We start from the raw sequence: 24,841 nt of genomic DNA, 5'->3' as shown, positions 1-24,841 counted from the left end.
CTATTTTATACAATATATAGAGATGAGGTTAAGGATAGTTTTGAATTTCAAAATGCCAGGCATTTGTTTCAAAAATTTATTATAAAGCAATCTGAATATGAAGAAGGTTTTACAAAAATAAGAAATGTTTTGCTTGATATAAAAAAGGCTATTTTTGATAAGCAATCTTTATTTTTTTATATAAATCTTATAATTGATGAATGTGAACGTTCATATTATAATTCAGTATCAAAAAGCTACAGCTTTGAAGAAGCAAAAAATATAATAAGAAAGGACGAATTAAAAACAATAATAATGGGAGATCAGATTAATATTGGAGATAACACCACACTAAATAATAACCAAATTGGAGGGTATAACAATGAACAAACTAATAGTGGTATAAATTCAGAAAATTCTAGTAATGATGAAACGATTTCAAGGTTAACATCAAAGCAAATGGATAAAAAAATTAGAGTTTGGAAAAATTGGGGGATACTTTTGTTTGTGTTTTACATTATTATTTATATATCAGCTTTTGTGATTCAGAAAAATGAATATGAAATTTTCGGATTTACAAAGCAAGGGTGGCTAGAATTCAAAAAATCAACAGTTTTTGAAATTTTAAAATACTTTGTACCTGTAGTTGGAATGTATTTATTTTACAAACTATTTTATGATAGAGTAATAGATCCATCAAAAGAAAAAGCAAAAAGAGATTTACTGAAGTCAAAATGATTAAATATCAATCTCCAATGTTAACAATTCAATTATTTTAAAACTTTAATTAACTGAAAATCAATATTATAATTTCTAATGTTAACTCAATGTTAACTCAATGTGAAATTTGTATGAATATTTTTTTATATCTTTGAATTAGAAATCAATACAAGTTTAATATATAATTTAAAATCAAAGACTTATGAAAAATAAAATCCAAATATTTGTTGCTTCTCTTTTCGCATTAGGATTAACAGCGATCGTAGGAAATGTAAAGGCTCAAACGACTTCTAGCAATACCATTCAGGAAGTTCAGTTAAATAAAAATGATGCATTCAATGAAATCAGAAATCTGTTAATTGCCAATTTCGATTTTACCAACTCTGATTACAAGCAGGGAATCGTCAATTCAGAAGTGAAATTTGACATTGCTGACAACGGAAAGATCGTGAATGTACGGTCAAAAGGTGACTGTAAAAATGTGAGTAAAGAAATTGAAAAAGTGTTGAGTCAGCTTCAGTATAAAATTGATCCCAGCAAACTGAATCAGAACATGATTGCTTCATCTTTTGTAATGCCGGTAAGAGTGGATATTAACAACAGATAATCAGAAATAATTGATCAGACAAACTATATACAATTTCCCTTAAACTGCTTGAAAAAGCAGTTTTTTATTTCCGGTAATTGTATACATTTGAATCTAAATTTATCCTACCGTGAATCCTATTGTAGATGTTGTCGTACGTTCGCTTTGCGTATACCTATTCATGGTCATTGCCATTCGTCTGTTTGGCAAGAATCAGCTTTCCCAACTGAATGCGGGAGATGTTGTTCTGCTGTTGCTGATTTCGAATGCTGTACAGAACGCAATGGTTGGTGAAAACACTTCTCTTGAAGGCGGAATCGTGGCTGCGCTCGTTTTGTTTGCGGCAAACTTTACCTTAAAAAGACTGATGTTTTCAAACCGGTCATTTGCAAGCTTTATGGAGGCTGATCCAGTGATTTTGGTAAGAGACGGAGTGGTGGATCACGTAGCGTTGAGAAAAGTAAAAATTACATTTGATGAACTCAACGAATCCATCAGGGAGCACGGAGTTGAAAGTATTGAGAATGTGAAACTGTCGATTCTGGAAGTGGATGGAAATATCAGTGTGATCTCGGAGGATCAAAAAGATAAGCAGACGCATTATTCAAGAATCAAGAGAAAAAATAAAAGAAAATATCATTAGAAAATGAACTACGAAATAAGAGAAATGCTTCCAAAAGACGAAACCCGTGTGATGGAAATTTTTCAGCAGGGCATAGACAGTGGAATTGCCACCTTCGATACTGAACTTCCAAATGTTGAGGTTTGGAATACAAGCTTTATCAACGACTGCCGATGGGTTTTGGAAGACGAAACCAATGAAGTGATTGGTTGGTGTGCGTTAAAACCCGTGAGCAAGAGGGAATGCTTTAAGGGCGTTGCTGAGGTTAGTATTTATTTCGATCAGAATTCTACAGGGAAAGGTTTAGGTACACTTTTGCTGAGAAAGCTTATTATCGACAGCGAAAACCATGGATTCTGGACTTTACAGTCTAATATTTTTCCTGAAAATGAACCCTCAATCAAATTTCATTTAAAAAACGGTTTCAGAACGGTTGGCGTCCGTGAGAAAGTAGGCAAGCTTCATGGTGACTGGAAAGATCTGGTAATGCTTGAAAGAAGAAGTGAGAATCTGTTCTGAAAGGATATAGCTCATCAGTAGATTTCTTTGGCATTTTGATTGTATTATTTAAGGTATAATTCAAAATACTTTAATATGAAATTTATAAAAAATACAGTTGCAGCAATTATTCTCACCGGATTATTTTCATCATGCGTTCCGCATCCAAGTCAAAGACCTATGCCGCCTGGTCATGATGCGAAAGTAGAAAAATTAAAGGAAGCTCATCCCCGTAACAGACATAGATAGTTTAGCCGGAAATAGGCTGATTTCATCAGTCTTGGCATTATGATTGTAAGTTTACTTACTGAAAAAATATAAAGTAAAACTTATGAAAGGATTAGCAAAAATAATTGGCGCGGTCGGTATCGTGAGCGTGATGCTGGTGTCATGCGTAGTGCATGATCACCCAGGGCGCAGACCGTTACCACCTGGACACGCTAAAAAAATTCACGGCGGAAGTGCGAAACACTATGCACCCGGCCAGATGAAAAAAAGAGGTCACCATAGAGGAAGACACTAAACATAAAGAATTGCCCCGGTCTTGGGCAATTTTTATTTTAAAAATATATGTCCTGTCAACCGATGGTGATGATAGAGGTTTGTTAATCTTGGGCAGATGAATTGCAAGTGATTAATTGGTAAATAATTTTTAATACACATATTATTTCGGTAAATCTTCCGTTATTTAATTTTAATCTTTCTCGATTTTTGGCATTATCATTGTAATTTTTGAGAAGTTAACTTGAAATTTTTATTATTATGAAGTTGTTATCAAAAGTAATTGGAGTATTCTTTATTGTCTTTGCCGTTGCATTTTATCAGGCAGAACCAACCCAAAAACGTCATCATCCACGTTCGCATAAAAATCATCATCGTGGCCATCATAAGATGAAATATAAAAGAGTTGCCTATCACAAGGCTCCCAGACATTATTACAAAAAGCATTATTATCGACCAGCAAGACCAGTGAGACACTATACTCACAAAAGATACAGACAACCCCGTGTTTATCATAGCAGGCCGGTTGTTGTAGTAAATTTATAAAAAAACAGGCTGTCTCATTTTGAGTCAGCCTGTTTTTTTATTTGAAGAGATTGAGTCTTTAATTTATATTTTCTTTTTCTTAGGATTTAGAAAAGTATTAAAGATCATTACTTCCTGTCCGAATTTGTTTTCTATCCTTTCAGAGATGTTTACCAGTTCACTTTCCATAAACTCGGATCTCTTTTCTTCATTATCGAAAATAAGAAGGAGGTTGTAGTTTTTTCCGTCTTCAATAAAGTCGCTGTGAACTTCAGAGAGTATATATTTATCAACATCCAAAAGATTTTCTGTCATCAAAACCAGGGTGTCATCCACGTAATTTTCCCATTCTCCGATATTGTCTTTTGTACAATGGAAAGTAATGCTCAATACGCTCATATTTTTAAGAATTTTTAAGATTATTTGAATAAATAGTTCGGCAAAAATCGGTAAAATTTTCGTAAATTAGCCCGTTATTAAATATTCAAATTAAATAGTTTTCAGGTTGTTTTTTAAACGTCTGATTATCATTACAATAAAAGTTATATATGCAAAGAGAAGGAGAAAGATTGATTCCTATCAACATCGTTGATGAAATGAAGTCATCTTATATTGATTATTCAATGTCCGTTATTGTTTCAAGAGCTTTACCGGATGTAAGAGATGGCTTGAAACCTGTTCATAGAAGAGTACTTTACGGTATGTATGGATTAGGGGTTTTTTCAAACAGAAAGTACTTAAAATCTGCAAGAATCGTAGGAGATGTTTTAGGTAAATATCACCCACATGGAGATTCTTCTGTATATGATGCAATGGTAAGAATGGCTCAGCCGTGGAGTTTACGTTATCCACAGGTTGACGGGCAGGGTAACTTTGGTTCAATGGATGGTGATCCGCCTGCAGCAATGCGTTACACCGAAGCAAGATTAAAGAAAATTTCAGACGAAATTTTATCTGATCTTGACAAGGAAACGGTTGACTTTCAAAACAACTTTGACGACAGCTTGACGGAACCAAGCGTAATGCCTACAAAAATTCCTAATCTTTTGGTAAACGGTACTTCCGGTATCGCAGTAGGGATGGCGACCAATATGGCGCCTCACAATTTATCAGAAGCGGTAGATGCAATTACAGCGTATATCGATAACAGAGAAATTACCATCGACGAACTGATGCAGCATATTGTTGCTCCTGATTTTCCAACAGGTGGAATAATCTACGGATACGACGGTGTAAGAGATGCTTTTCATACAGGTAGAGGAAGAGTAGTTTTAAGAGCAAAAGTAAGCTTTGAGGAAGTACACAACAGAAATGCAATTATTGTAACTGAAATTCCTTATCAGGTTAACAAGGCGGAAATGATTGCCAGAACAGCTGAGCTCGTGAAGGATGAGAAAATTCCAGGTATCTACGAAATCAGAGATGAGTCTGACAGAAACGGGATGCGTGTTGTTTATGAACTGAAAAACGATGCGATACCTAATGTTGTTCTTAACTTATTATATAAATATACTTCACTTCAGACTTCTTTCAGTGTCAACAATATTGCATTGGTACACGGAAGACCTGAACAGTTGAACTTAAAAGATATTATTCATCACTTTGTAGAGCACAGACACGTTATTATTGTAAGAAGAACGGAGTATGAGCTTAGAAAAGCCAGAGAAAGAGCACACATTCTTGAAGGTTTCATGAAGGTGATCGGAACTCAGGATTCTTTAGATAAAGCGATTTCTATTATCCGTCACAGCGCAACTCCACAAGCGGCAAAAGAAGGAATTATTCAGGAATTTGACTTGTCTGAACTTCAGGCTCAGGCGATTCTGGATCTTCGTTTGGCTCGTTTGACAGGAATGGAGCTTGACAAGATCCGTGATGAATACGAAGCAATTATGAAAGAAATTAATAATTTGGAAGATATTTTGGCGAACGAACCGAGAAGATTCCAGATTATTAAAGATGAATTGCTTGAAATTAAAGAAAAATACGGTGACGAGAGAAGAACAGAAATCGATTATTCCGGAGGTGAAATGTCTATCGAAGATATTATCCCGAACGAAGCGGTAGTTCTTACAATTTCTCACGCAGGATATGTGAAGAGAACGTTGCTTTCAGAATACAAAATTCAGAGCAGAGGCGGTGTAGGAAACAAAGCAGCAACGACAAGAGATTCAGATTTCTTAGAATACATCGTATCTGCAACCAATCACCAGTATATGCTGTTCTTTACAGAAAAAGGTAAATGTTACTGGCTAAGAGTATTTGAAATTCCTGAAGGTTCTAAAACTGCAAAAGGAAGAGCGGTACAAAACTTGATCAACATCGAGCCGGATGATAAGATTAAAGCATACATCAGAACCAATAACTTAAAAGACGCTGAATATGTTAACCAAATGAGCGTTGTAATGGTTACTAAAAACGGTACCATCAAGAAAACTTCGCTGGAAGCTTATTCAAGACCTAGAGTAAATGGTGTGAATGCAATTGAAATTAGAGATAATGACATGTTGCTGGGTGCTTATTTAACGAACGGAACTTCAGAAATTATGATTGCTACGAAGAACGGTAAATGTATCCGTTTCCCGGAAGCAAAAGTGAGAGAAGTGGGTAGAGGTTCTATCGGAGTTCGTGGGATCAGCATGGAAGAAGATGACGAGGCAATTGGTATGATTGTTGTGAACGACTTGAAAAATGATACAGTGCTTGTGGTATCTGAAAAAGGATATGGTAAGAGAACAGCTGTTGAAGACTACAGAATTACCAACAGAGGTGGTAAGGGAGTAATCACATTAAACATCACCGAGAAGACAGGTAATCTTATTGCAATTCAGAATGTGACCGACGACGACGGATTGATGATCATCAATAAATCGGGTGTTGCCATCAGAATGAATATGAACGAGATGCGTGTGATGGGTAGAAATACTCAGGGTGTAAAAATGATCAATCTGAAGAAGAATGACGAAATTGCAGCCATCGCAAAAGTGGAAATGGATAAAGATGTTGTGGAGGAAGAAGAACTTTTAGAAGGTGAGGAAGGCGTGATTCTTCCGGCAGAAGAAGGTGACGCTCCGGAAATAGAAAACAATTCAGAAGACGAAAATTCAGAAGATGCAGCTGAAGACAATTCTGAAGAATAATTAATATAAAAATAAAATTGTTATTATGAAAAAGCTAATTTTAGGTATAGCTATCGTTTCATCAGCATTTGTTTTCGGACAGAAAGATGCAAAGGATGTAAATGCGCAATTACAAGCTTCTAATAAAGCAGCAATGGATGCTTATCAGGCGAAGAATTATGCAGTTGCGGCACCGAAGTTTTTAGAGGTTTATAACTTAATGAAAACAAGCGGGCAGGATGATAAAGTGTATATGTATTACGCAGGTCTTAGCTATGCTCTTGCTAATAATGTGGATGAATCTATCAAAATTTACACTGATCTGGTTAATTCAGGATATACGGGCGTTACAACTCAATATACAGCAAAGCAAAATAAGTCTGGTGATGTTGAAACGTATGATAAAAATACCTGGGAACTGTTGAAGAAATCATCTTCAAAAGATTATTCAGATTTTAAAACTGAGCAGACTAAAAGTGTAGAGCCAGATTTGTATGAAACTCTTTCAACATTACTTTTAAATGCTAAAAAGAATGATGAGGCTTTAGCTATTATTGAAAAAGGTTTGGCTAAATTTCCTAACAATGCTAAGCTGAAAGAATATCAGGGGACTGCGTTGTATGCTACTGGAAATACTGATAAATTTTTATCAAACCTGAAAGAGCAGTTGGCTAAAAATCCTAATGATGCTACCAATTGGTACAACTTAGGAGTTTTACAGGCTAAAACACCTGCTACTGAGGCTGAATCACTTACTTCATTTCAAAAAGCGATTGAACTGGCAGGAACTAACACACAATTGCTGAACAATGCTTATCAGAATTTAGTATATACTTCATTGGGAGACGATGCTAAAGCTGTGGAGAATATTAATGCGTTGAGAAAGTCAGACCCGGACAAAGCGACAACATTGATTGAAGCAAGAAAAGAGAGATTCAACAAGGCATTACCATATGCAGAAAAATGGCATCAGACAAATCCTGAAAGCTTAGATGCAGTGACAACGTTGAGAGAAATCTACGGAATTACAAAAAATCAGGCAAAAGCTAATGAAATGAAAGCTAAAGAGGCTGCACTTCAGGCAAAGCAACCGAAATAATATTCATTAAATTGAATTTGATATAAACCGGAACATTTTTGTTCCGGTTTTTTTATTTTAAATAATTGAAATTCTATAATGATTTTAGAATTATATGTTCATAGTCAGAAGTGATTAATTCGCACTGATAATACATTCGTACATCTCAGAATTATCCTTCAAAATCAATGTTAAATTTCTCTTCAATTCCGTATCTTTGAGAAAAATTTTTACAGAATGATCGAGTGGAAAACCGTAAAGGAATACGAAGATATTACTTATAAAAAATGCAACGGTGTGGCAAGAATTGCCTTCAACAGACCGGAAATCCGAAATGCATTCAGACCCAAAACAACTTCAGAGCTGTATGATGCATTTTATGATGCTTCAGAAGATCCGTCAATTGGTGTCGTGTTACTTTCAGGAGAAGGGCCAAGTTCTAAAGATGGAGTTTGGGCATTCTGCAGTGGAGGTGATCAGAAGGCGAGAGGTCAGCAGGGCTATGTAGGTGAAGATGGAAGACACCGTTTAAATATTTTGGAAGTTCAGCGTTTAATCCGTTTTATGCCGAAGGCTGTGATTGCAGTAGTTCCTGGTTGGGCTGTAGGTGGCGGTCATTCACTTCATGTTGTTTGTGATTTAACTTTAGCGAGTAAAGAACACGCAATTTTCAAACAGACGGATGCGGATGTTACGAGTTTTGACGGTGGTTACGGTTCAGCTTATTTGGCCAAAATGGTCGGACAGAAAAAAGCGCGTGAGATTTTCTTTTTGGGAAGAAATTATTCGGCACAGGAAGCTTTCGATATGGGAATGGTCAACGCGGTGATTCCTCATGACGAGCTTGAAGATACAGCTTACAATTGGGCTCAGGAAATTTTAGCTAAATCTCCGACGTCCATCAGAATGCTGAAATTTGCTATGAACCTCACCGACGATGGAATGGTGGGGCAACAGGTTTTCGCAGGTGAAGCAACGCGACTGGCTTATATGACTGAAGAAGCGAAAGAAGGCAGAAATGCATTTCTTGAAAAGAGAAAACCGGACTTCGGAAAAGATCAGTGGATTTCTTAAAATATAAATAATGAGCAATAGGTAATGAGTAATTTCATTACCTATTATTTTGTGCTCAATATATTCTCAGATTATAAAAGTTTCTAAAATAACAGAAATAAATCTTCCTCATCTGCAAAATGTGCGGAAAATAAATTATGGAAAACAACTTTCAAAATTTTCAGGTTTTCGATCTCAAAATCCCTGATTTTGGTGATTTAAAACTCGTGTCCATATCGCCAAAATATCTGCAGATTATTTTGCTGAATATTGTATTATTCTCGGTTTTCTTAATCGGAGTGATGGGTGTAGCTTTTTATTTTTTTTACTTTAATCTAAGTTCACTGGAGATATGGGCAATTGTAGTTGGAATTTTTCTGCTGATTGTTTTTCTGTTTTTAAATGCTGTGATTGGTTTTAAATTCAGAAAATATGCGATCCGTGAAAAAGATTTGGTGTATCAGCATGGCTGGTTTAAGCGAACTTTAATGATTGTTCCCTTCAAAAGAATTCAGCATATCAAAGTAGAGCAGGGTTGGTTTTCTAAGATCTTAAATCTAAAATCAGTTGCAGTTTATACAGCTGGAGTGAGCGGCGGTGATATCACGATTAATGGCCTGCCTGAAGATATTGCAGAAGGAATCAATAATTTGATCCGTGAAAGTATTTCGAAGGAAAAAACAGACAATGGAGGAGAAGCTTAATTCTTTTTTTCAGCCTCAACGACAGTCGAAAACGGGCATTGTATTGCTTTTCTTATACAATGTAGGATTGGTCGTTAAAAACTTATGGGTTTTCATCATATTTTATTTTGTTAAAAATAAAGATATAGAACTCTGGATGATCATCATTTCTGTGATCGCAGTTTTATTGATTCTCATTGTTTCTGCAATTCTACAGTATTATCATTTTAAATATTACATCGATGATGAAAATGATGAATTTGTCATTCATCAGGGAATTATAAATACTTCAGTTACCAAAATTAAAAGAGAAAATATTCAGGAGGTTAATATTTCACAACCTTTTGTTCATCGGTTTTTTAATATTTACAAACTTGAAATTGACACACCCGGAAGTTCTGAAAAAGAAGTGAAAATTTCTGCTTTGACCAAACAGAATGCGGTAGATCTTAAAGAATATCTGCTGACGGAGAAACAAATAGAAAACGATCCTGAGCAGGCTGATGAACTCATAGAAATCAAAGAAAATAAAGAACAGCATCCGGTCAAAATCTCCACCGCAAATATCTTAAAATATGGAGTTACAGCCAATTATGTTCAGAGTTTTTTTGCGTTGGTCAGTTTGGTGATTTATGGTTTTTCTGAACTCAGTAATCTGCTCAAAAAAGTAGAATTTAAAACTCAATTAGATTATGACACGGTAGAATCTCAGTTTTTGGCATTCTCTGTACCGATGATTTTAGGATTGGTTTTGATAGTCATTATTGTGGGTATAATAATTAATGCTGTCCGTACACTTATCAAATTTTTCAACTTTACAATCACTGAAAATAGGCAGAGTTTTTCTTTCGAGTATGGTTTGTTTAATACACGCAATTCAATTGTTAACAAATCGAAGGTGCAGGTCATCAATGAAACACAAAACTGGATTCAGAAGAAATTAAATATTTCTTACGTGAAATTTCTTCAGATTGGAAAGAATGAGGAGCAAGATGAAAAAAATGTAGCTGCTGTTCCTGGAATTTCTAATTCTGAAAAAGTACAGCTGCTCTCAGCTATCTGGGAAGAAAATCCCACTTTTGCAAATTTTTTAAAACCAAATTTCAGACTAGTACTGGTCAATACTTTTGAGTGGATTTGTGTGCCTTTGATTTTGGTATTCCTGATAGAGAAAGACATTTTTATAAACTATTGGTTTTTAGTACTTATCTATATCGTTTTAGTAGAATTGCTTATTTTTATTTCATTCCGCAATTTAAAATTGTTTTATAGCGAAAGATTTATCAGATTAAAATCGGGAATTTGGGATATAAATCATAAAACTTTTGAGGTAGAAAAGCTTCAGACTGTAAAAATTTCTCAGTATTTTTGGCAAAGAAAAACAAACTTAGGAAGTATCACTTTTTACACGTCTGCAGGGCGGTTCAAAATCGTCGCCTTAGACTTTTTAAAACTGAAAAAACTGCTGAACTACTGTATCTACAAAATTGAAAATTCTAAGAATAATTAAATAAAAATTTAATGTCAGATTGGATAAAAGCTGCAAGGCTTAGAACATTACCGCTTTCCCTGAGCGGAATTATCATGGGGTCATTTATCGCAAAATGGAGACTTTGGGGCGAAGGTGGAACATGGGACTGGAAAATATTTGTCCTGGCTCTACTGGTGACTTTACTGTATCAGGTTTTATCAAACTATGCGAATGATTATGGTGACGGAATCAAAGGTACTGATGCAAAAAGAGCATCTGAAGCCGAAGCAAGAGCTGTAGCATCGGGAAAAATCACTGCGAAGCAGATGAGAAATGCAGTGATCCTGTTCTCAGTTATATCTCTGATCGCAACCGTAGCACTTCTATATCTGGCTTTTATCCCGGATTATATTACTGAATTCTACATTTTCATCGGATTGGGTGTAGCGAGTATTCTGGCGGCAATTGGCTATACTGTCGGCAAAAAACCTTATGGATATATGGGATTGGGAGATCTTTTTGTGTTTGTGTTTTTTGGTTTGGTGTCGGTTTGCGGAAGTTATTTTCTCTTCACCAAAACATTCAGCTGGGATATGCTTTTGCCGGGAACAGCAGTGGGAATGATGAGTATGGCGGTTCTTAATCTTAACAATATGAGAGACATCGAAAGTGACCGGCTGTCTGGGAAAAACAGTTTTGCTTTAAGAATTGGTTTTAAAAATGCCATGATTTATGAAATGGTTTTACTGCAGTTTCCGTTAATCTTAATACTTATTTTTTTAGCGTTAAACGGATTTTTGCAGTCCCAGAACTACTATGTTTTTATCGTCATGATTCTCATTATTCCATTCGCTAAATTGAGAAGAAAAATAATGGAAGTAAAAGAACCGAGACAACTTGATCCATTTTTGAAGCAGGTGGGAATTCTTACTTTCATGATGGCAGTGATGACCGCTTTCGGACTTAATTTTTTCAGGTAGAACAATCAATTTTTGATTTCTTTTACAATCAAAAAGCAGTGCTATTCGTGAGAAGATTTTTGAAATTAATTTAATAAAATAAATAAAAAATGAAGATACAATACCTGGGACAGAACTGTTTTCTGTTCACTTACAAAGAAATAACAATCCTTTGCGATCCTTTTTATAATTATAAAAAAGCTGAGTCAGGATTTGATATTTCGGCTCAGAAAATAGATTACATCCTGATCACTCACGCACATGGCGATCACATTGCCGATGTAGGCGAGGTTTTGCAACATTATCCTGAAGCGGTCCTGATTGGTCAGCCAGAAATCTGTGCATACTTCAAAGACGCGAAAAATAAAAATGATGTAAACTTAGGAGGGTCAGCGAAAATCAGTGATTTAAAAATCTCTATGGTTCCGGCTCATCATACAAGTTCATTCCCGGACGGAAGCTATGGAGGCGTTCCTGCAGGTTATATTTTCAGACTTCCTGAAGGTAAAAATGTGTATCTGGCTGGTGATACAGGAGTAATGGCTGATATGCAGCTGTTTCCAGCTTTGTATGGTCATTTGGATCTTTCCATTCTTCCTGTTGGCGGTCACTACACAATGTGTGCAAGAAAAGCGGCTTTTGCAGCATCAGAATTATTGAAAACTCCTAGAGTAATCGGATGTCACTTTGATACCTTCCCGGCGATTGAGATTGATCATGAAAATGCCATGAGTGAATTTAAGGAAAAAAATGTTGAACTGATTCTTCCGAAACTGGGCGAAACTTTCGATATATAACAAAAAAAATTAAGAGATTAAGTAATTTAAATAAAATCATCTTAATCTCTTAATTTAAAAAAATAAAAAATGGCAAGCTACCTAAATCACACCGCTACGACCAATTACCTTTGCTGCGTTCCCACCCTGGAGGATTCTCAGGAGCTGGTTGTTTAGGACTTGCCGTTGCAAAGATAGGAATTAATTGTAAACTTTAAAATATTATTAAAGAAAAAATCTTAGAAAAACCCTTTATGACAGCTAAACCGCTGAAATTTAGATCAATATTTTTTAAGAAATTTTCTAAAAATCAGAATTATGACGAAAAGTCCAGTAACCTTAGGAATTTTGCTTTATGCCGCTACAATGTTGATCTTTTTTGTAGTCTATTTTCTCTTTTCAGGTGTTGAGTATTTCGATACTTCATTGAAAGTCAACGCTTTCATATTACCCATATTTTACGCATTAGCAGCATTCTGGTCTGTGAAATCACGTTGGAATACACACAGAATGGGTTTCAGAGAAGCATTCAAAAGAGCATTTGTTCCAATGTTTGTTGGCGGAATTTTATCGGTTGTAAGTATTTTTTCTTTCTTAAATTTCATTGATACTGATGCAAAAGATCTGCTGAACTACCAGTATGTACAGAGACAGAAATCTGAACTGGATAAAGAATATCTGTCTGCCAAAAAGATTTTGAAACACCAAAAAGACATCGACGAACTTGAGCAGAAATATCAGGAAGGTCTGCAGAGGTTTGATCCTAAAACCATTAAGGGAAAAGATATGTTGACGGCAAGTCATTTTTCAGGATATTTTGCCGCAATTCTTATATTTTACGTAGTTTTGTCTGTATTTTTCGGGGCGTTTTTCAGAAAGAAAACAATGCCTGAAGAAATCATTGAAGAATAATTTTTATTAAAATTAAATGAATTTATCTATAGTTATTCCGTTGCTGAACGAGGAAGAATCTCTCGAAGAGCTTTTTACGAGAATTGATAACGTATGCACAGTCAGTAACTTATCTTATGAAGTTTGGTTTATTGACGACGGAAGTACAGATCTATCGTGGAGCATTATTGAGAATTTGAAAGTGCAGCATCCACAGATTCACGGAATAAAATTTTCCAAAAATTACGGAAAATCCCAGGCTTTACACGCTGCTTTTGCAAGAACAAACGGTGATGTGATTATTACTATGGATGCCGATCTGCAGGATTTTCCGGAAGAGATTCCTGAGCTGTACAGAATGGTGATTGAGGATAATTATGATATCGTATCCGGCTGGAAGAAGAAACGTTTTGATAACGTGATGACCAAAAATGTGCCTTCAAAACTATTCAATGCTGCGGCGAGAAAAGTTTCTGGAGTATATCTGCACGACTTTAACTGTGGTTTGAAAGCATATAAAAAACAGGTCGTAAAATCAATCGATGTGTACGGAGATATGCACCGTTATATTCCCGTTTTAGCTGCCAATGCTGGCTTCAGAAGAATTACGGAAAAAGAGGTTCCGCATCAGGCAAGACCTTACGGTACCTCAAAATTCGGAACTGAAAGATTCGTTCGCGGATTTTTAGATTTGGTAACTCTCTGGTTTGTAAGCCGTTTTGGCGGAAGACCGATGCATTTCTTTGGAGCTGTTGGAACGTTAATGTTTATCGTAGGTTTTCTGTCCGCTTTCTGGTTAGGAGTTTCAAAACTGATAGATGTTGCAAGAGGAATTTATGGACATTTAATTACCAATAATCCCTGGTTTTTTATTGCACTGACGATGATGCTGATGGGAACTTTGCTTTTCATTGCAGGCTTCTTGGGCGAAATGATTATCAGAACCAACAGAGAGCATAAGAATTATAATATTGATGAAGTGATATAAGATGAGAAAGTTTTTTTATGTAATTCCATTTTTAGCTATAGTTTCCTGCGGAAAAATATCTCCAAAAGGGAATTTAGAGAAAAAAGAAATTGATGTTGAAGAATTTGTCAATTTAGATTTAGACGGAAAATTCCGTGTATTTTATGCAAGAGGTCCGAAGAATTTTGTTGAAATTGAAACCTATCCGAATATCGCTGATAATCTGGATGTTGACGTAGATGAAAAAACACTTTCTATCAAAGAAGGCAGAGGGACTAAAGGTGTAGATTTCTATAATGTCACGATTTATTCTAAATATAATCTGGAAAAAGTTTCTCTTTCAGATTCTGTTGAAATGAATATTTCGAGCGAAATTAAAACGGATAATTTTAGACTCAATTTAAAAAATAATGCTACTTTTATGGGTTCTGTGAATACAAGAAGAGCAGAAGTTGAAATGCTGAACAGGAGCCGTGCCAATTTTTTAGGCGAAACTGAAAATGCCGTTATAAAAATCGCAGACACAGCAAGTTTAATTGCTCCTTATTGGAAAATAGTTAATTTAAATATTGAATCTAAAAATGGAAATTATGCAGAAGTTAATGTAAAAGATTCATTAAAAGGAAACATACAAAACACAGCTAAATTTTTATATTATAACGATCCGATAAGAGCTTTTAAAGTTGATAAAACTACGAAAGTAGAAAATAAAATACTTCGCTAAGTGCTAAAAAATGGACGAGAAAAAGTATACAGCAGAAAATATTCAAAGTTTGGACGGAATGGAGCATGTAAGATTACGTCCTCAATTATATTTTAAAGAATGTTTTAAAGAAAATAATTTAAATTCTCTCGTATTTGGCGGTCTTTGCCATGCTATCGATGAATATTTCGACGAAGCCTGTGATGAAATTATTATCAGTTTTGGTGAAAAATTTTTCAACGTAAAATACAATGTAGGAATGTCTTTGGAAAAATCTTGGGATTTAACTAAAGCAGAGTGTATTATGACGAAAATGGGCGCCTGCAGTAATGAAAAAAAACATTTGAAAGTTGGTGATGAATTTTGCCACGTAGGAATGACTGCTATAAATGCTGTTTCAGAAAAATGTGAATTAATCACTGTTTTTAATAAACAGCAAGCACACTTTGTTTTCGAAAAAGGACAAACAGTTTTTAAAGAAATGATAAAAGATGAAATTTCAAAAAATTCAACAACAATTAATTTTGAAATTAGTCCCAATATTTTTGGTAACTTAATTTTTGAATTCAATGATTTACATTCGAAGTTAAATTTATTAAAAGAAAAATTACCTAAATTAAAAATCAAACTATATAAATTATAAAGCTACAAAATACAATATGACAACTTTAGAAAAAGCAAAACTTTGGTTAAGTGACACCTTCGATAAAGAAACAAAAGACGCTGTTCAAACACTAATCGACAGCAATTCTCCGGACCTGGAAGATTCTTTTTACAGAGAATTAGAGTTCGGTACAGGAGGAATGAGAGGAATTATGGGTGTTGGAACTAACCGTTTAAATAAGTACACGTTAGGTCAAGCAACACAAGGACTTGCAAATTATATGTTACAGCAGTTTGCTGGTGAGGAAATCAGCGTTGCGATTGCTTATGACGTAAGAAATAACTCAAAAGAATTTGGAAAATTGGTTGCGGATGTTTTAACGGCAAACGGAATCAAAGTACTTTTATTTAAAAACCACAGACCGACTCCTGAACTGTCTTTCACCGTTCGTGACAGAAAATGTAATGGAGGAATTGTATTGACGGCTTCACACAATCCGCCGGAGTACAACGGTTACAAAGTGTACTGGAATGACGGTGCACAGATCGTTCCGCCTCATGACGAAGCGATTATCAATGAAGTGTATTCTGTAAAATTTGAAGAAATTAAATTTAACGGAAATGATGATCTTATCGAATGGATCGGCGAGGAGCAGGATGAAGTTTACATCGATGCATGTATTGAAAATTCGACCTACCAAGATGTTGAAAAGGGAAATTTAAATATCGTTTTCACCTCAATCCACGGAACTACCTATACAACGGTTCCTCAGGCTTTGGAAAAGGCCGGTTTCAAGAAAATTGATTTGGTTAGGGAGCAGATGATCCCGAGTGGAAATTTCCCAACAGTAGATTCTCCGAACCCGGAAGAGCCTGCAGCTTTGGAAATGGCAATGGATTTAGCAAAAATCACCAACGCGGATATCGTAATCGGAACAGATCCGGATGGCGACAGATTGGGAATTGCAGTGAGAAATCTGGAAGGCGAAATTCAGTTATTAAATGGGAATCAGTGTAATACCATTTTAACGTATTACATTTTAGACCAATGGAAGAAGCAGGGTAAAATCACCGGAAAAGAATTTATAGGTTCTACAATTGTAACTTCAGATATATTCTTTGATATTGCTAAAAAGTTCGGTGTTGACTGTAAAGTTGGATTGACAGGTTTCAAATGGATCGGAAAAATGATCCGTGATTTTGAAGGTCAGGAAAAATTTATCTGCGGTGGTGAAGAAAGTTTTGGTTTTATGACGGGAGATTTCGTTCGTGACAAAGATTCTTGTGGAAGTATTGTTTTAGCCTGCGAAATCGCTGCCTGGTGCAAGGCCAACGGAAAAACAATGTATGAATACCTGATCGAGATTTATCAGGAAACCGGAATGTATTATGAAGGTTTGATCAATGTGACTAAAAAAGGAAGAGAAGGTGCAGAAGAAATTCAGAATATGATGAAGAACTTCCGTGAAAATCCTCCAAAATCATTGGCTGGATCTTTAGTAGAAGAAGTGAAAGATTTCAAAGAACAGACTAATTTCGTAGTTTCTCAAAATGAAAAACAGGTGATGGATGAAATTCCAAAATCGAATGTTTTAATCTATTACACGCAGGACGGAACCAAAGTTTGCGTAAGACCTTCAGGAACAGAGCCTAAAATTAAGTTTTACGTTTCTGTAAAACAAGATTTAAACTCAAAAGAAGATTTTGAATCAACTTTAAAATCTTTAGAACAAAAAATAGAGGAGGTAAGAAAAGATCTTCAGTTAAATTAAAATAAGGGAGCAGGGACTAGGTTTTAGATAAAGGTTTTTCTACAATCTACAGCCTTGTTTCTGCTACCTCAATATAATATCTTAAAAGTAAATAAAAGTGAAAGTTTCAAAATTAGCGGCGAACCTGATTGGTTCTGAAATTGTAAAAATTGGTAATGAAGTAAATGATCTTAAGGCAAAAGGAGCAGAAATAGCCAACCTTACCATTGGCGACCTGAATTCTAATCTATATCCGATTCCGGCAGAATTGAAGGAAGAAATTCAGAAAGCGTATCAGAATAATTTAACAAATTATCCGCCTGCAAACGGACTTTTATCTTTAAGAAAAGAGGTTTCTAAAGACTTTAAAAGAAGATGGAATCTAGACTATGATGCTAATGATGTTTTGATCACAGCTGGTTCTAGGCCATTGATTTACGCAGTATACAAAGTAATTGTTGATGAAGGTGATAAAGTAATTTACCCAACACCGTCTTGGAACAATAACCATTATGCATATTTAACCTCCGCTGATGCGGTCGAAGTTAAAACAACTCCTGAAAACAACTTCCTTCCTACGGCAGATGAGTTAAGACCTCATTTGGACGGAGCTGTTCTACTGGCGCTTTGTTCGCCACTAAACCCAACCGGAACTATGTTTACAGAATCTCAATTGAGAGAAATCTGTGAGATGATTTTGGAGGAAAACAGTAAAAGAGGAGCAGATGAAAAGCCATTGTACTTAATGTATGATCAGATTTATTCTAATCTTACATTTGGGGCAAAACACGTTGATCCTGTATCTCTTTTCCCTGAAATGAGAGAATTTACAATCTATATCGATGGGATTTCTAAATGTTTAGCAGCAACAGGAGTTCGTGTTGGTTGGGGATTTGGACCTACAAATATCATCGACAAGATGAAAGCACTGTTGACTCACGTTGGAGCCTGGGCACCCAAGCCGGAGCAGGAAGCAACCGCAAAATATTATGAAAACGCTGATAATGTAGATACTTTCGTTAATGAATTTAAAGGAAAGCTTGAAGCAAGCCTGAAAGTTCTTCACAACGGAATTCAGGATTTGAAAGGAAAAGGCTTAGCAGTGGAAAGCATCGAGCCAATGGGTGCACTGTACTTAACGATTAAAATTGATTACATCGGAAAAACAAAACCAGACGGAACGGTTATCGAAAATTCTTCAGATTTAGTATTTTATTTAATCAATGATGCGGGAGTTGCTTTAGTTCCTTTCTCTGCATTTGGTGAAGCAAAATCAGAGCCTTGGTTCAGAGCTTCTGTAGGTGGTTTAGACATCCGCGAAATTGAGGCGATGATGCCGAAGCTTGAAAATTCTTTAAATAAACTGAAATAGTTTAAAAATATTTTTTAAATTTATAAAATGTTGATTCTCTTAGAATCAACATTTTTTTTTAACCAAAAACTTGACACAAAATGAACGATGAAAAAAATGAAACCAACGGTGAGTTGGATGAAAATTCAAATCAGGAAATTAATTCGCCTTCTGATGACTTTTCAGATCAGCAAAAATCTCAGTCAGAAAATGTAATTTCTGAAAATTCCTCCTATCGCATTCAAGAAAAACCTACACAGCAACGAACAAGTGAAAGCTTGCCTGTGGCCGAAAAAAAGAAACGAAATCCTTATAAAATTGCTTTTTTCAGCTTAGGTGGAATTATTCTGGTAGGCGGAGCTTCTTATTTCGGTTATCAATATTACAAAGATCATCAGGTAGAGCCGGTTCTTGAAAATGTATGCCTGGATACCGATACCAAGATTTATGATGCCTATAAAGATGCAGTGGTCATGGTAAAACACCGATACGCTTTTTTTGCAAAAATCAAAGGAAAAGAAGTTGTGCTAAATATTCCCGAAGCGTCAGAACAAACTCTTTACGGGACAGCTTTTTTTGTGGATAAACAAGGGAATATGATCTCCAACAACCATGTTTTGCAACCGTGGAATTCACCTGAAACAACAGATAAGATAAACACAGATGCTGGAAATATCCGTAGAAAAATTGCTTCTATCCTGACTACTGATATATCAGAAGACGGTTATGAAACTTTTATCGCATCCCATTGGGAAAATGCATCCTCAGAATATCATGAAGATGTTGACTATGACGAAGGAGAAAGCGGAGAAAGAAATGGCGAAGAATTTGTGGAGTCAACTGATTCGTCGGTAGATACTGCTTCTACAGCAGTTGATATTGCAGCCTCGATTCCTCAGAAGAATTATATTTCTGAAGATGAGATCGAAGTGTATATGAAAACGGTTGATATTTCTGTGGCAGTGCACAATTCGTCTGACGAATGGCTTCCTTCAACCATTGAGAAAATCTCTGAGGATTCATCGGTTGATTTGGGTGTTTTACAGTTAACAAGTAAAGAAACACCTAATACTGTGGTTAATATCATCGATCTGCAAAATGCAGTTACCGACGATCAGACATTACGTCCGGGTGAAAAGGCGGTAATGATAGGTTATCCTTTAGGAGAAGATTTGGCGCAGACTATTTCGGGAATTAAAGTTCAGTTGTACAATGGGCAGATCAGTAAAGAATCTGACGGTACAAAAATTCAGTACAGCGTCACTTCTACCCATGGAGCAAGCGGCTCACCGATTTTTAATAACTGCGGACAGCTCATCGCGGTAAATTTTAGTGGCGTTGAACAAATACAGGGTTACAATTTTGGAATTATTGCCCGACAGATTAATTCAGTATATCCTTTTTTAGCATCAGAAGTAAAAGTGGACCACATCAATTAAAATCATTAAAACACATTTCCCTATGAAAAAAATAATCAGTCTAATGGCAACACTGGCATTCAGTTTTGCATTGGCGCAAATTCCTACACTGGAAGTTGAAAATCAGAAAAAGCATCCCGTTATTCTTCAGGATGTAAAAATTGATACTAAGATCTTAGGAAATCTTGCTACGACCACAGCGACGTATACATTTTATAATCCCAGCAACAGAATTTTAGAGGGAACGCTTACTTTTCCGCTACCGGAGGGTGTTTCTGTGAGTGGATATGCTTTAGATATCAATGGAAAGCTGAGAAATGCAGTTCCCGTACCGAAGGAAAGAGCCAAAGAGGTTTTCGAAAGCATTGAAAAAAGAAATGTAGATCCCGGAATCATCGAAAAAGTGGAAGGAAATAATTTCAGAACAAGAATTTATCCGTTACCCGAAAAAGGCAACAGAACCATTCAGATTACCTATCATCAGGAATTGAAGAACGTTGCTTCCGATTATCAGTATTTTTTAAGTTTTGCGAATGCAACCACGATTCCGAAGTTTAATCTAAAAGTGTGGATCAGCGAAACAGTAAATGTTCCTAAAATTTTAGAAAATCCAGATGGAAGTTTTGCTTTTCAGAAGCAGGGAAATCAATGGATTGCAGAAATTAATAAAACTGATTTCAGACCCAATGAAAGTCTTAAAGTAACGGTTCCTAAAAATCAAAATTCATCGAATGTCGTTTTACAGAAAGCTTCAGGAGATAAATTCTATTTCGCTGCGAATGTAGGACTTGATTTTCCTGTGAAGGAAAAACCGAAATCTCAAAAAATTGCGATTATCTGGGATAATTCTTACAGTGGCTCAAAACGAAACCGAGACAAGGAATTACAGTTTTTAGACGCATATTTTGCAGACAATAAAAATGTTTCAGTTTCACTTTATCTTCTGAATAATGCTTTTGAAAATGCTCAGGAATTCAATGTGTCACAAGGAAACTGGAGCGAATTAAAAAATAGAATTCTCAACTTAAAATACGATGGCGGAACAGATTTCGGAGCTTTAAAGGAAATCAATGGAGTAGAGGAATATCTTTTATTCTCGGACGGAATTTCCAATTTTGGAGATTTAACGATGAAATTTAAAAAGCCATTAAACAGTATTACCAGCACGCCGACTTCAGATTTTAATCTTCTTAAATTATTGGCGAATCAGTCTGGTGGAAATTTTATTAATTTAAATGAACAGGATACGCAGTCTGCTTTAAAAACTTACAAAAGATTGCCCGTGCGTTTTTTAGGATTTAAAGAAAACCCGAACATGCAGGAATTGTTTCCCAATATTGGTTCGGTAATCAGTGAGCCGGTTAATATTTTTGGAATTTCATCAGGAAATGTCGGAAAACTGACGGCAGTTTTTTCAGTCGGGAACGATAGATTTGAAACACCTGTCGATTTTTCTCAAGCACAACAACTCGAAAACTGGCAGATTGCTCAGTTTTGGGCACAGAGAAAAATCAATGAACTGGAATTAAATTCCACTCGAAACCGTCAGGAAATTAAAAATATCAGTGAGCAGTTTGGCGTGGTGAGTAAGAATACAAGTCTCATTGTCCTGGATGACATCAATGATTATGTGCGCTACAGAATTACGCCACCACAGGAATTATTGGCTGATTATCAAAAAATTGTTTCTCAGAATAAAGGAAGAGTTTTAGAAGAAAGGAAAAATCTTTTATCCAAAGCGTTCGATAAAACCAGAGAATTAAAAACCTGGTGGAATACTGAATTTAAACCTGTAGAAAAAAAAGAATATCCAAGAGTTTCAAATCAATCTAGAGTTGATGCACCTGCACCACCAAATGCAGTGAGGGAAGTTCAGGCATCCCCAGTAGCTAATTATGACATGGTAGCATCTAATTCTGCGAAATTGGAAGAAACTGAAGCTAGACCAAAGGGCAAAATCACGCTTGTTGATGTAGAAAGTACCGCAGAATACATGAAAGATTTTCAGAATTTGCAGTCTGCAGACGCAATTTACCAGAAATATTTAGAAAACCGGTCGAAACATGAGAAGCAGGTAACCTATTATTTTGATATTTCTAAATTGCTGTTCAAAAAAGGAAATAAAGAACTATCATTAAAGGTTTTAAGTACACTGGCTGAATTGGATTTAGAAAATGAAGAACTCTACAAAACCATTTATTATCTTCTGAAACAGAGAGGTCATTACGATAAAGAACTGTGGATTACACAGAAAATTTTGGAATGGAGACCTTTTGATGCGCAGAGTCACCGGGATCATGCTTTGGCTTTAATTGACAACAAAAGACCTCAGGAAGCTTTAAATATTTACAAATCACTTTTATATCAGGAATTTACAGACGAAATTTCTATGAGGGACAACGGAATTGAAGAAATCCTGATTATGGAAATCAATAATATTCTGAAACAAAATAAAAATGTTGACGGAAGCAAAATTGATGACCGCCTGAAAGCTGATCTTCCGGTCGACATCCGTGTGGTGATTAACTGGAATAAAGACAACACCGACATCGATCTCTGGGTTACCGATCCGAAAGGAGAGGACTGTTCGTATGGTCACAAATCTACACAAATCGGTGGAAGACTGAGCAACGATTTTACTCAGGGATTCGGGCCAGAACAGTTTTTGCTGAAGAAAGCAGTGAAAGGAAAATATAAAATCAAAACCAATTTCTTTGGCGAGAGACAGAATATACTTTCCGGGCCAGCTACAGTGATGGCAGAAGTTTATCTGTATTATTCAGACGGAAGACAGGAAAGAAAAATTGCCGTTTTCCAAAGTCAAAAGGAAAATAAACGGGAGAGTGACAGCAAAATTCTGATTGGAGAATTTGAGTTTTAAGAAAAATCATATTAAATTGCCGAAGGTTTGTACTTCGGCTTTTTTTTGGCAGCTATACTTTTTCCGCTTTAGTTTTTTATCAGGAAGCTGAGGATCTCGAAGCTACCTGATAAAAAAAGTTCCGCGTAAGTTAAGCTGTGCGATATTCAACGTTGAACAACCCAATTAATTAGATAAAAAAGAAATCAATACAATGAAAATTATCGCTGTTATTCCTGCGCGTTATGAAGCCAGCCGTTTTCCCGGAAAGCTGATGCAGATTTTGGGTGAAAAGACAGTTATTACAACCACCTACCAAAATGTTGTAGAAACCGGACTTTTCGATGAAGTTTTTGTAGCAACAGATTCTGAACTGATCTTTAATGAAATTCAAAATCATGGCGGAAAAGCAGTAATGACCGGACAGCATGAAACGGGGAGCGACCGTATTGCAGAAGCTGTACAGAATATCGACTGTGATATTGTCATCAATGTTCAGGGAGACGAACCGTTTTTAAAATTAGAACCTTTACAACAACTGATTCAGGTTTTTAAAGAAGATGATAATCAGGAAATTTCTTTAGCATCATTAAAAATAAAACTTCACGAAAAAGAAGAAATCGAAAACCCCAATAATGTAAAAGTAATTACCGATAACAACGGTTTTGCGCTGTACTTCAGCCGTTCTGTGATTCCTTTTCACCGTGAGATTTCTAATGATGTTGATTATTTCAAACATATCGGAGTCTATGCTTTCAGAAAACATGCTCTGCTTCAGTTTTCAAAACTCGAAATGAAACCTTTGGAAATTTCAGAAAAAATAGAATGCATCCGTTATCTTGAGTATGGTATGAAAATCAAGCTGATAGAAACAAATTTCATTGGAGTTGGAATCGATACGCCGGAGGATTTGGAGAAGGCGAAAAAATTAATTTGAAACTGTATTAATTAGATAATTTGAAATTGTTTTGTTATCGTCCTTCATTTTCAAATTGCCTCGTTTTGAAATTTTCAAATTAAAAAAACCTTATATTTGACTTGATAAAATTGATTGAATGAAGAAATTACTTTTAATATTCGTCCTTATATTTTCGCAACTATCTTTCGCTCAGACGGCTAAAGAAATCATTGATAAAAACATCGAATTATCCGGAGGATTGACAAGTTGGAAACTTCTGAATTCAGTACTGCTTCAAGGGAAAGTAATCTTGGGAATTAAAGATGAGTATCCTATTAAAATTTATCAACAAAGACCTAATTTAACCAAAACAGTTTTAACCATCAGCGGAAAAGACACCGCAATCGAAGGCTATGACGGAACCAAAGGCTATGCAATGAATTATGCCACCAACAAGCTTCAGGTTTATGCAGAATATGTTCCTGAAAGTTTTGATAATGATTTTATTGATTGGGAAAATAAAGGTTTTGAAGCAAAATATCTAGGTAAAGAAAAAGTGGGAGATATCTACTGTCACAAAGTGGAACTTACCAAAAATGTAAATAAAAATTTATATTATTTTGATACCAAATCTTTTATGCTTTTAAAGGAAGTGAAAAAAGAGGAAACATTAATTTATTCAGATTACAAGAAAATAGGTAACTTGGTCATGCCGTTCAGAATAGAATCTGCCAGTGCAAAAAAAGACGGAGATTACGTTATACTTCTGAACAAAGTGGAAATTAACAAAGTATTTCCTGCCAATATTTTTAAATTTTAATAATTAAAT

22 protein-coding genes and 1 other RNA gene are annotated in these 24,841 nt (G+C 35.5%); 21 read left to right on the top strand and 2 right to left on the bottom strand.

Annotated features, from left to right (window positions below; genetic code table 11):
* The 4 genes from OMO38_RS02535 to OMO38_RS02520 all read left to right on the top strand — a co-directional run.
* Window positions 1-717, top strand: a 717-nt coding sequence (locus OMO38_RS02535; protein ID WP_264748673.1) for a hypothetical protein, incomplete at its 5' end; no start/stop codon positions are given.
* Window positions 718-901: 184 nt separating this feature from the next.
* Window positions 902-1,306 (top strand): hypothetical protein, encoded by a 405-nt coding sequence (locus OMO38_RS02530; protein ID WP_264748672.1) that lies wholly within the window; start codon window positions 902-904, stop codon window positions 1,304-1,306.
* Between the two features lie 109 nt (window positions 1,307-1,415).
* On the top strand, window positions 1,416-1,928 hold the full coding sequence (locus OMO38_RS02525; protein WP_264748671.1) for a DUF421 domain-containing protein: 513 nt from the start codon (window positions 1,416-1,418) through the stop codon (window positions 1,926-1,928).
* Window positions 1,929-1,931: 3 nt separating this feature from the next.
* Complete coding sequence (locus tag OMO38_RS02520) at window positions 1,932-2,426, top strand: GNAT family N-acetyltransferase (RefSeq protein WP_264748670.1); 495 nt, start codon at window positions 1,932-1,934, stop codon at window positions 2,424-2,426.
* A 1,089-nt stretch (window positions 2,427-3,515) separates the two neighbouring features.
* On the opposite strand, the gene OMO38_RS02515 is transcribed toward OMO38_RS02520, so the two are convergent.
* Window positions 3,516-3,830: a DUF4286 family protein gene (locus OMO38_RS02515; protein ID WP_264748669.1), complete on the bottom strand. Its 315-nt coding sequence runs from the start codon at window positions 3,828-3,830 to the stop codon at window positions 3,516-3,518.
* A 149-nt stretch (window positions 3,831-3,979) separates the two neighbouring features.
* On the opposite strand from OMO38_RS02515, the gene gyrA reads away from it, so the two are divergent.
* The 7 genes from gyrA (at window position 3,980) to OMO38_RS02480 (ending at window position 12,591) form a co-directional block, all read left to right on the top strand.
* On the top strand, window positions 3,980-6,571 hold the full coding sequence (gene gyrA, locus OMO38_RS02510) for a DNA gyrase subunit A (protein ID WP_264748668.1): 2,592 nt from the start codon (window positions 3,980-3,982) through the stop codon (window positions 6,569-6,571).
* Window positions 6,572-6,596: 25 nt separating this feature from the next.
* Window positions 6,597-7,649 carry a tetratricopeptide repeat protein gene (locus tag OMO38_RS02505; RefSeq protein ID WP_264748667.1) on the top strand — a complete coding sequence of 351 codons (1,053 nt, stop codon included), beginning with the start codon at window positions 6,597-6,599 and terminating at the stop codon, window positions 7,647-7,649.
* Window positions 7,650-7,865: 216 nt separating this feature from the next.
* Window positions 7,866-8,702, top strand: a complete 837-nt coding sequence (locus OMO38_RS02500; protein WP_264748666.1) for a 1,4-dihydroxy-2-naphthoyl-CoA synthase — start codon at window positions 7,866-7,868, stop codon at window positions 8,700-8,702.
* Window positions 8,703-8,839: 137 nt separating this feature from the next.
* On the top strand, window positions 8,840-9,385 hold the full coding sequence (locus tag OMO38_RS02495; RefSeq protein WP_264748665.1) for a PH domain-containing protein: 546 nt from the start codon (window positions 8,840-8,842) through the stop codon (window positions 9,383-9,385).
* Window positions 9,369-10,874, top strand: a complete 1,506-nt coding sequence (locus OMO38_RS02490; RefSeq protein WP_264748664.1) for a PH domain-containing protein — start codon at window positions 9,369-9,371, stop codon at window positions 10,872-10,874. Before OMO38_RS02495 ends, OMO38_RS02490 begins: the two co-directional genes overlap by 17 nt.
* 11 nt (window positions 10,875-10,885) lie before the next feature.
* Window positions 10,886-11,815 (top strand): 1,4-dihydroxy-2-naphthoate octaprenyltransferase, encoded by a 930-nt coding sequence (menA, locus tag OMO38_RS02485; RefSeq protein ID WP_264748663.1) that lies wholly within the window; start codon window positions 10,886-10,888, stop codon window positions 11,813-11,815.
* 89 nt (window positions 11,816-11,904) lie between these two features.
* Window positions 11,905-12,591, top strand: coding sequence for a metal-dependent hydrolase (locus tag OMO38_RS02480; protein ID WP_264748662.1), 687 nt, complete (start codon window positions 11,905-11,907; stop codon window positions 12,589-12,591).
* 67 nt (window positions 12,592-12,658) lie between these two features.
* Here the strand turns inward: OMO38_RS02480 and ffs are convergent.
* Window positions 12,659-12,756: signal recognition particle sRNA small type (ffs, locus tag OMO38_RS02475), an RNA gene on the bottom strand.
* Window positions 12,757-12,888: 132 nt separating this feature from the next.
* On the opposite strand from ffs, the gene OMO38_RS02470 reads away from it, so the two are divergent.
* The 10 genes from OMO38_RS02470 to OMO38_RS02425 all read left to right on the top strand — a co-directional run bounded on the left by OMO38_RS02470 (window position 12,889) and on the right by OMO38_RS02425 (window position 24,832).
* Complete coding sequence (locus OMO38_RS02470; protein ID WP_264748661.1) at window positions 12,889-13,482, top strand: DUF4199 domain-containing protein; 594 nt, start codon at window positions 12,889-12,891, stop codon at window positions 13,480-13,482.
* 16 nt (window positions 13,483-13,498) lie between these two features.
* Window positions 13,499-14,449 (top strand): glycosyltransferase family 2 protein, encoded by a 951-nt coding sequence (locus OMO38_RS02465; RefSeq protein WP_264748660.1) that lies wholly within the window; start codon window positions 13,499-13,501, stop codon window positions 14,447-14,449.
* 1 nt (window position 14,450) lies between these two features.
* The gene (locus OMO38_RS02460) at window positions 14,451-15,152 is read left to right on the top strand and encodes a DUF2807 domain-containing protein (RefSeq protein WP_264748659.1); all 702 of its coding nucleotides are present in this window, start codon (window positions 14,451-14,453) and stop codon (window positions 15,150-15,152) included.
* Between the two features lie 10 nt (window positions 15,153-15,162).
* Complete coding sequence (locus tag OMO38_RS02455; RefSeq protein ID WP_264748658.1) at window positions 15,163-15,774, top strand: DNA topoisomerase subunit B; 612 nt, start codon at window positions 15,163-15,165, stop codon at window positions 15,772-15,774.
* 16 nt (window positions 15,775-15,790) lie between these two features.
* Window positions 15,791-17,506, top strand: coding sequence for a phospho-sugar mutase (locus OMO38_RS02450; protein ID WP_264748657.1), 1,716 nt, complete (start codon window positions 15,791-15,793; stop codon window positions 17,504-17,506).
* Between the two features lie 97 nt (window positions 17,507-17,603).
* Complete coding sequence (locus OMO38_RS02445; RefSeq protein WP_264748656.1) at window positions 17,604-18,857, top strand: pyridoxal phosphate-dependent aminotransferase; 1,254 nt, start codon at window positions 17,604-17,606, stop codon at window positions 18,855-18,857.
* Window positions 18,858-18,937: 80 nt separating this feature from the next.
* Window positions 18,938-20,275, top strand: coding sequence for a S1 family peptidase (locus OMO38_RS02440; protein WP_264748655.1), 1,338 nt, complete (start codon window positions 18,938-18,940; stop codon window positions 20,273-20,275).
* A 22-nt stretch (window positions 20,276-20,297) separates the two neighbouring features.
* Window positions 20,298-23,135, top strand: a complete 2,838-nt coding sequence (locus tag OMO38_RS02435) for a VIT domain-containing protein (protein ID WP_264748654.1) — start codon at window positions 20,298-20,300, stop codon at window positions 23,133-23,135.
* A gap of 193 nt (window positions 23,136-23,328) precedes the next feature.
* Entirely contained in the window at window positions 23,329-24,051 is a 723-nt protein-coding gene (kdsB, locus tag OMO38_RS02430) for a 3-deoxy-manno-octulosonate cytidylyltransferase (protein WP_264748653.1), read from the top strand.
* 118 nt (window positions 24,052-24,169) lie between these two features.
* On the top strand, window positions 24,170-24,832 hold the full coding sequence (locus tag OMO38_RS02425; RefSeq protein WP_264748652.1) for an outer membrane lipoprotein-sorting protein: 663 nt from the start codon (window positions 24,170-24,172) through the stop codon (window positions 24,830-24,832).
* Window positions 24,833-24,841 lie beyond the last annotated feature (9 nt).

This window comes from Chryseobacterium kimseyorum (assembly GCF_025971945.1).
In the GTDB taxonomy this organism is placed as follows: domain Bacteria; phylum Bacteroidota; class Bacteroidia; order Flavobacteriales; family Weeksellaceae; genus Chryseobacterium; species Chryseobacterium kimseyorum.
This window is presented reverse-complemented; position numbering and strand designations above follow the sequence as displayed.

Bases quoted from the DNA above. Each gene is read 5' to 3' on its own strand.
- OMO38_RS02460 (WP_264748659.1), top strand. From the start codon at position 14,451: ATGAGAAAGTTTTTTTATGTAATTCCATTTTTAGCTATAGTTTCCTGC.
- OMO38_RS02490 (WP_264748664.1), top strand. From the start codon at position 9,369: ATGGAGGAGAAGCTTAATTCTTTTTTTCAGCCTCAACGACAGTCGAAA.
- OMO38_RS02435 (WP_264748654.1), top strand. From the start codon at position 20,298: ATGAAAAAAATAATCAGTCTAATGGCAACACTGGCATTCAGTTTTGCA.
- OMO38_RS02530 (WP_264748672.1), top strand. From the start codon at position 902: ATGAAAAATAAAATCCAAATATTTGTTGCTTCTCTTTTCGCATTAGGA.
- OMO38_RS02470 (WP_264748661.1), top strand. From the start codon at position 12,889: ATGACGAAAAGTCCAGTAACCTTAGGAATTTTGCTTTATGCCGCTACA.
- OMO38_RS02515 (WP_264748669.1), bottom strand. From the start codon at position 3,830: ATGAGCGTATTGAGCATTACTTTCCATTGTACAAAAGACAATATCGGA.
- OMO38_RS02505 (WP_264748667.1), top strand. From the start codon at position 6,597: ATGAAAAAGCTAATTTTAGGTATAGCTATCGTTTCATCAGCATTTGTT.
- OMO38_RS02520 (WP_264748670.1), top strand. From the start codon at position 1,932: ATGAACTACGAAATAAGAGAAATGCTTCCAAAAGACGAAACCCGTGTG.
- OMO38_RS02500 (WP_264748666.1), top strand. From the start codon at position 7,866: ATGATCGAGTGGAAAACCGTAAAGGAATACGAAGATATTACTTATAAA.
- gyrA (WP_264748668.1), top strand. From the start codon at position 3,980: ATGCAAAGAGAAGGAGAAAGATTGATTCCTATCAACATCGTTGATGAA.
- OMO38_RS02450 (WP_264748657.1), top strand. From the start codon at position 15,791: ATGACAACTTTAGAAAAAGCAAAACTTTGGTTAAGTGACACCTTCGAT.
- OMO38_RS02440 (WP_264748655.1), top strand. From the start codon at position 18,938: ATGAACGATGAAAAAAATGAAACCAACGGTGAGTTGGATGAAAATTCA.
- OMO38_RS02465 (WP_264748660.1), top strand. From the start codon at position 13,499: ATGAATTTATCTATAGTTATTCCGTTGCTGAACGAGGAAGAATCTCTC.
- menA (WP_264748663.1), top strand. From the start codon at position 10,886: ATGTCAGATTGGATAAAAGCTGCAAGGCTTAGAACATTACCGCTTTCC.
- OMO38_RS02425 (WP_264748652.1), top strand. From the start codon at position 24,170: ATGAAGAAATTACTTTTAATATTCGTCCTTATATTTTCGCAACTATCT.
- OMO38_RS02480 (WP_264748662.1), top strand. From the start codon at position 11,905: ATGAAGATACAATACCTGGGACAGAACTGTTTTCTGTTCACTTACAAA.
- kdsB (WP_264748653.1), top strand. From the start codon at position 23,329: ATGAAAATTATCGCTGTTATTCCTGCGCGTTATGAAGCCAGCCGTTTT.
- OMO38_RS02455 (WP_264748658.1), top strand. From the start codon at position 15,163: ATGGACGAGAAAAAGTATACAGCAGAAAATATTCAAAGTTTGGACGGA.
- OMO38_RS02495 (WP_264748665.1), top strand. From the start codon at position 8,840: ATGGAAAACAACTTTCAAAATTTTCAGGTTTTCGATCTCAAAATCCCT.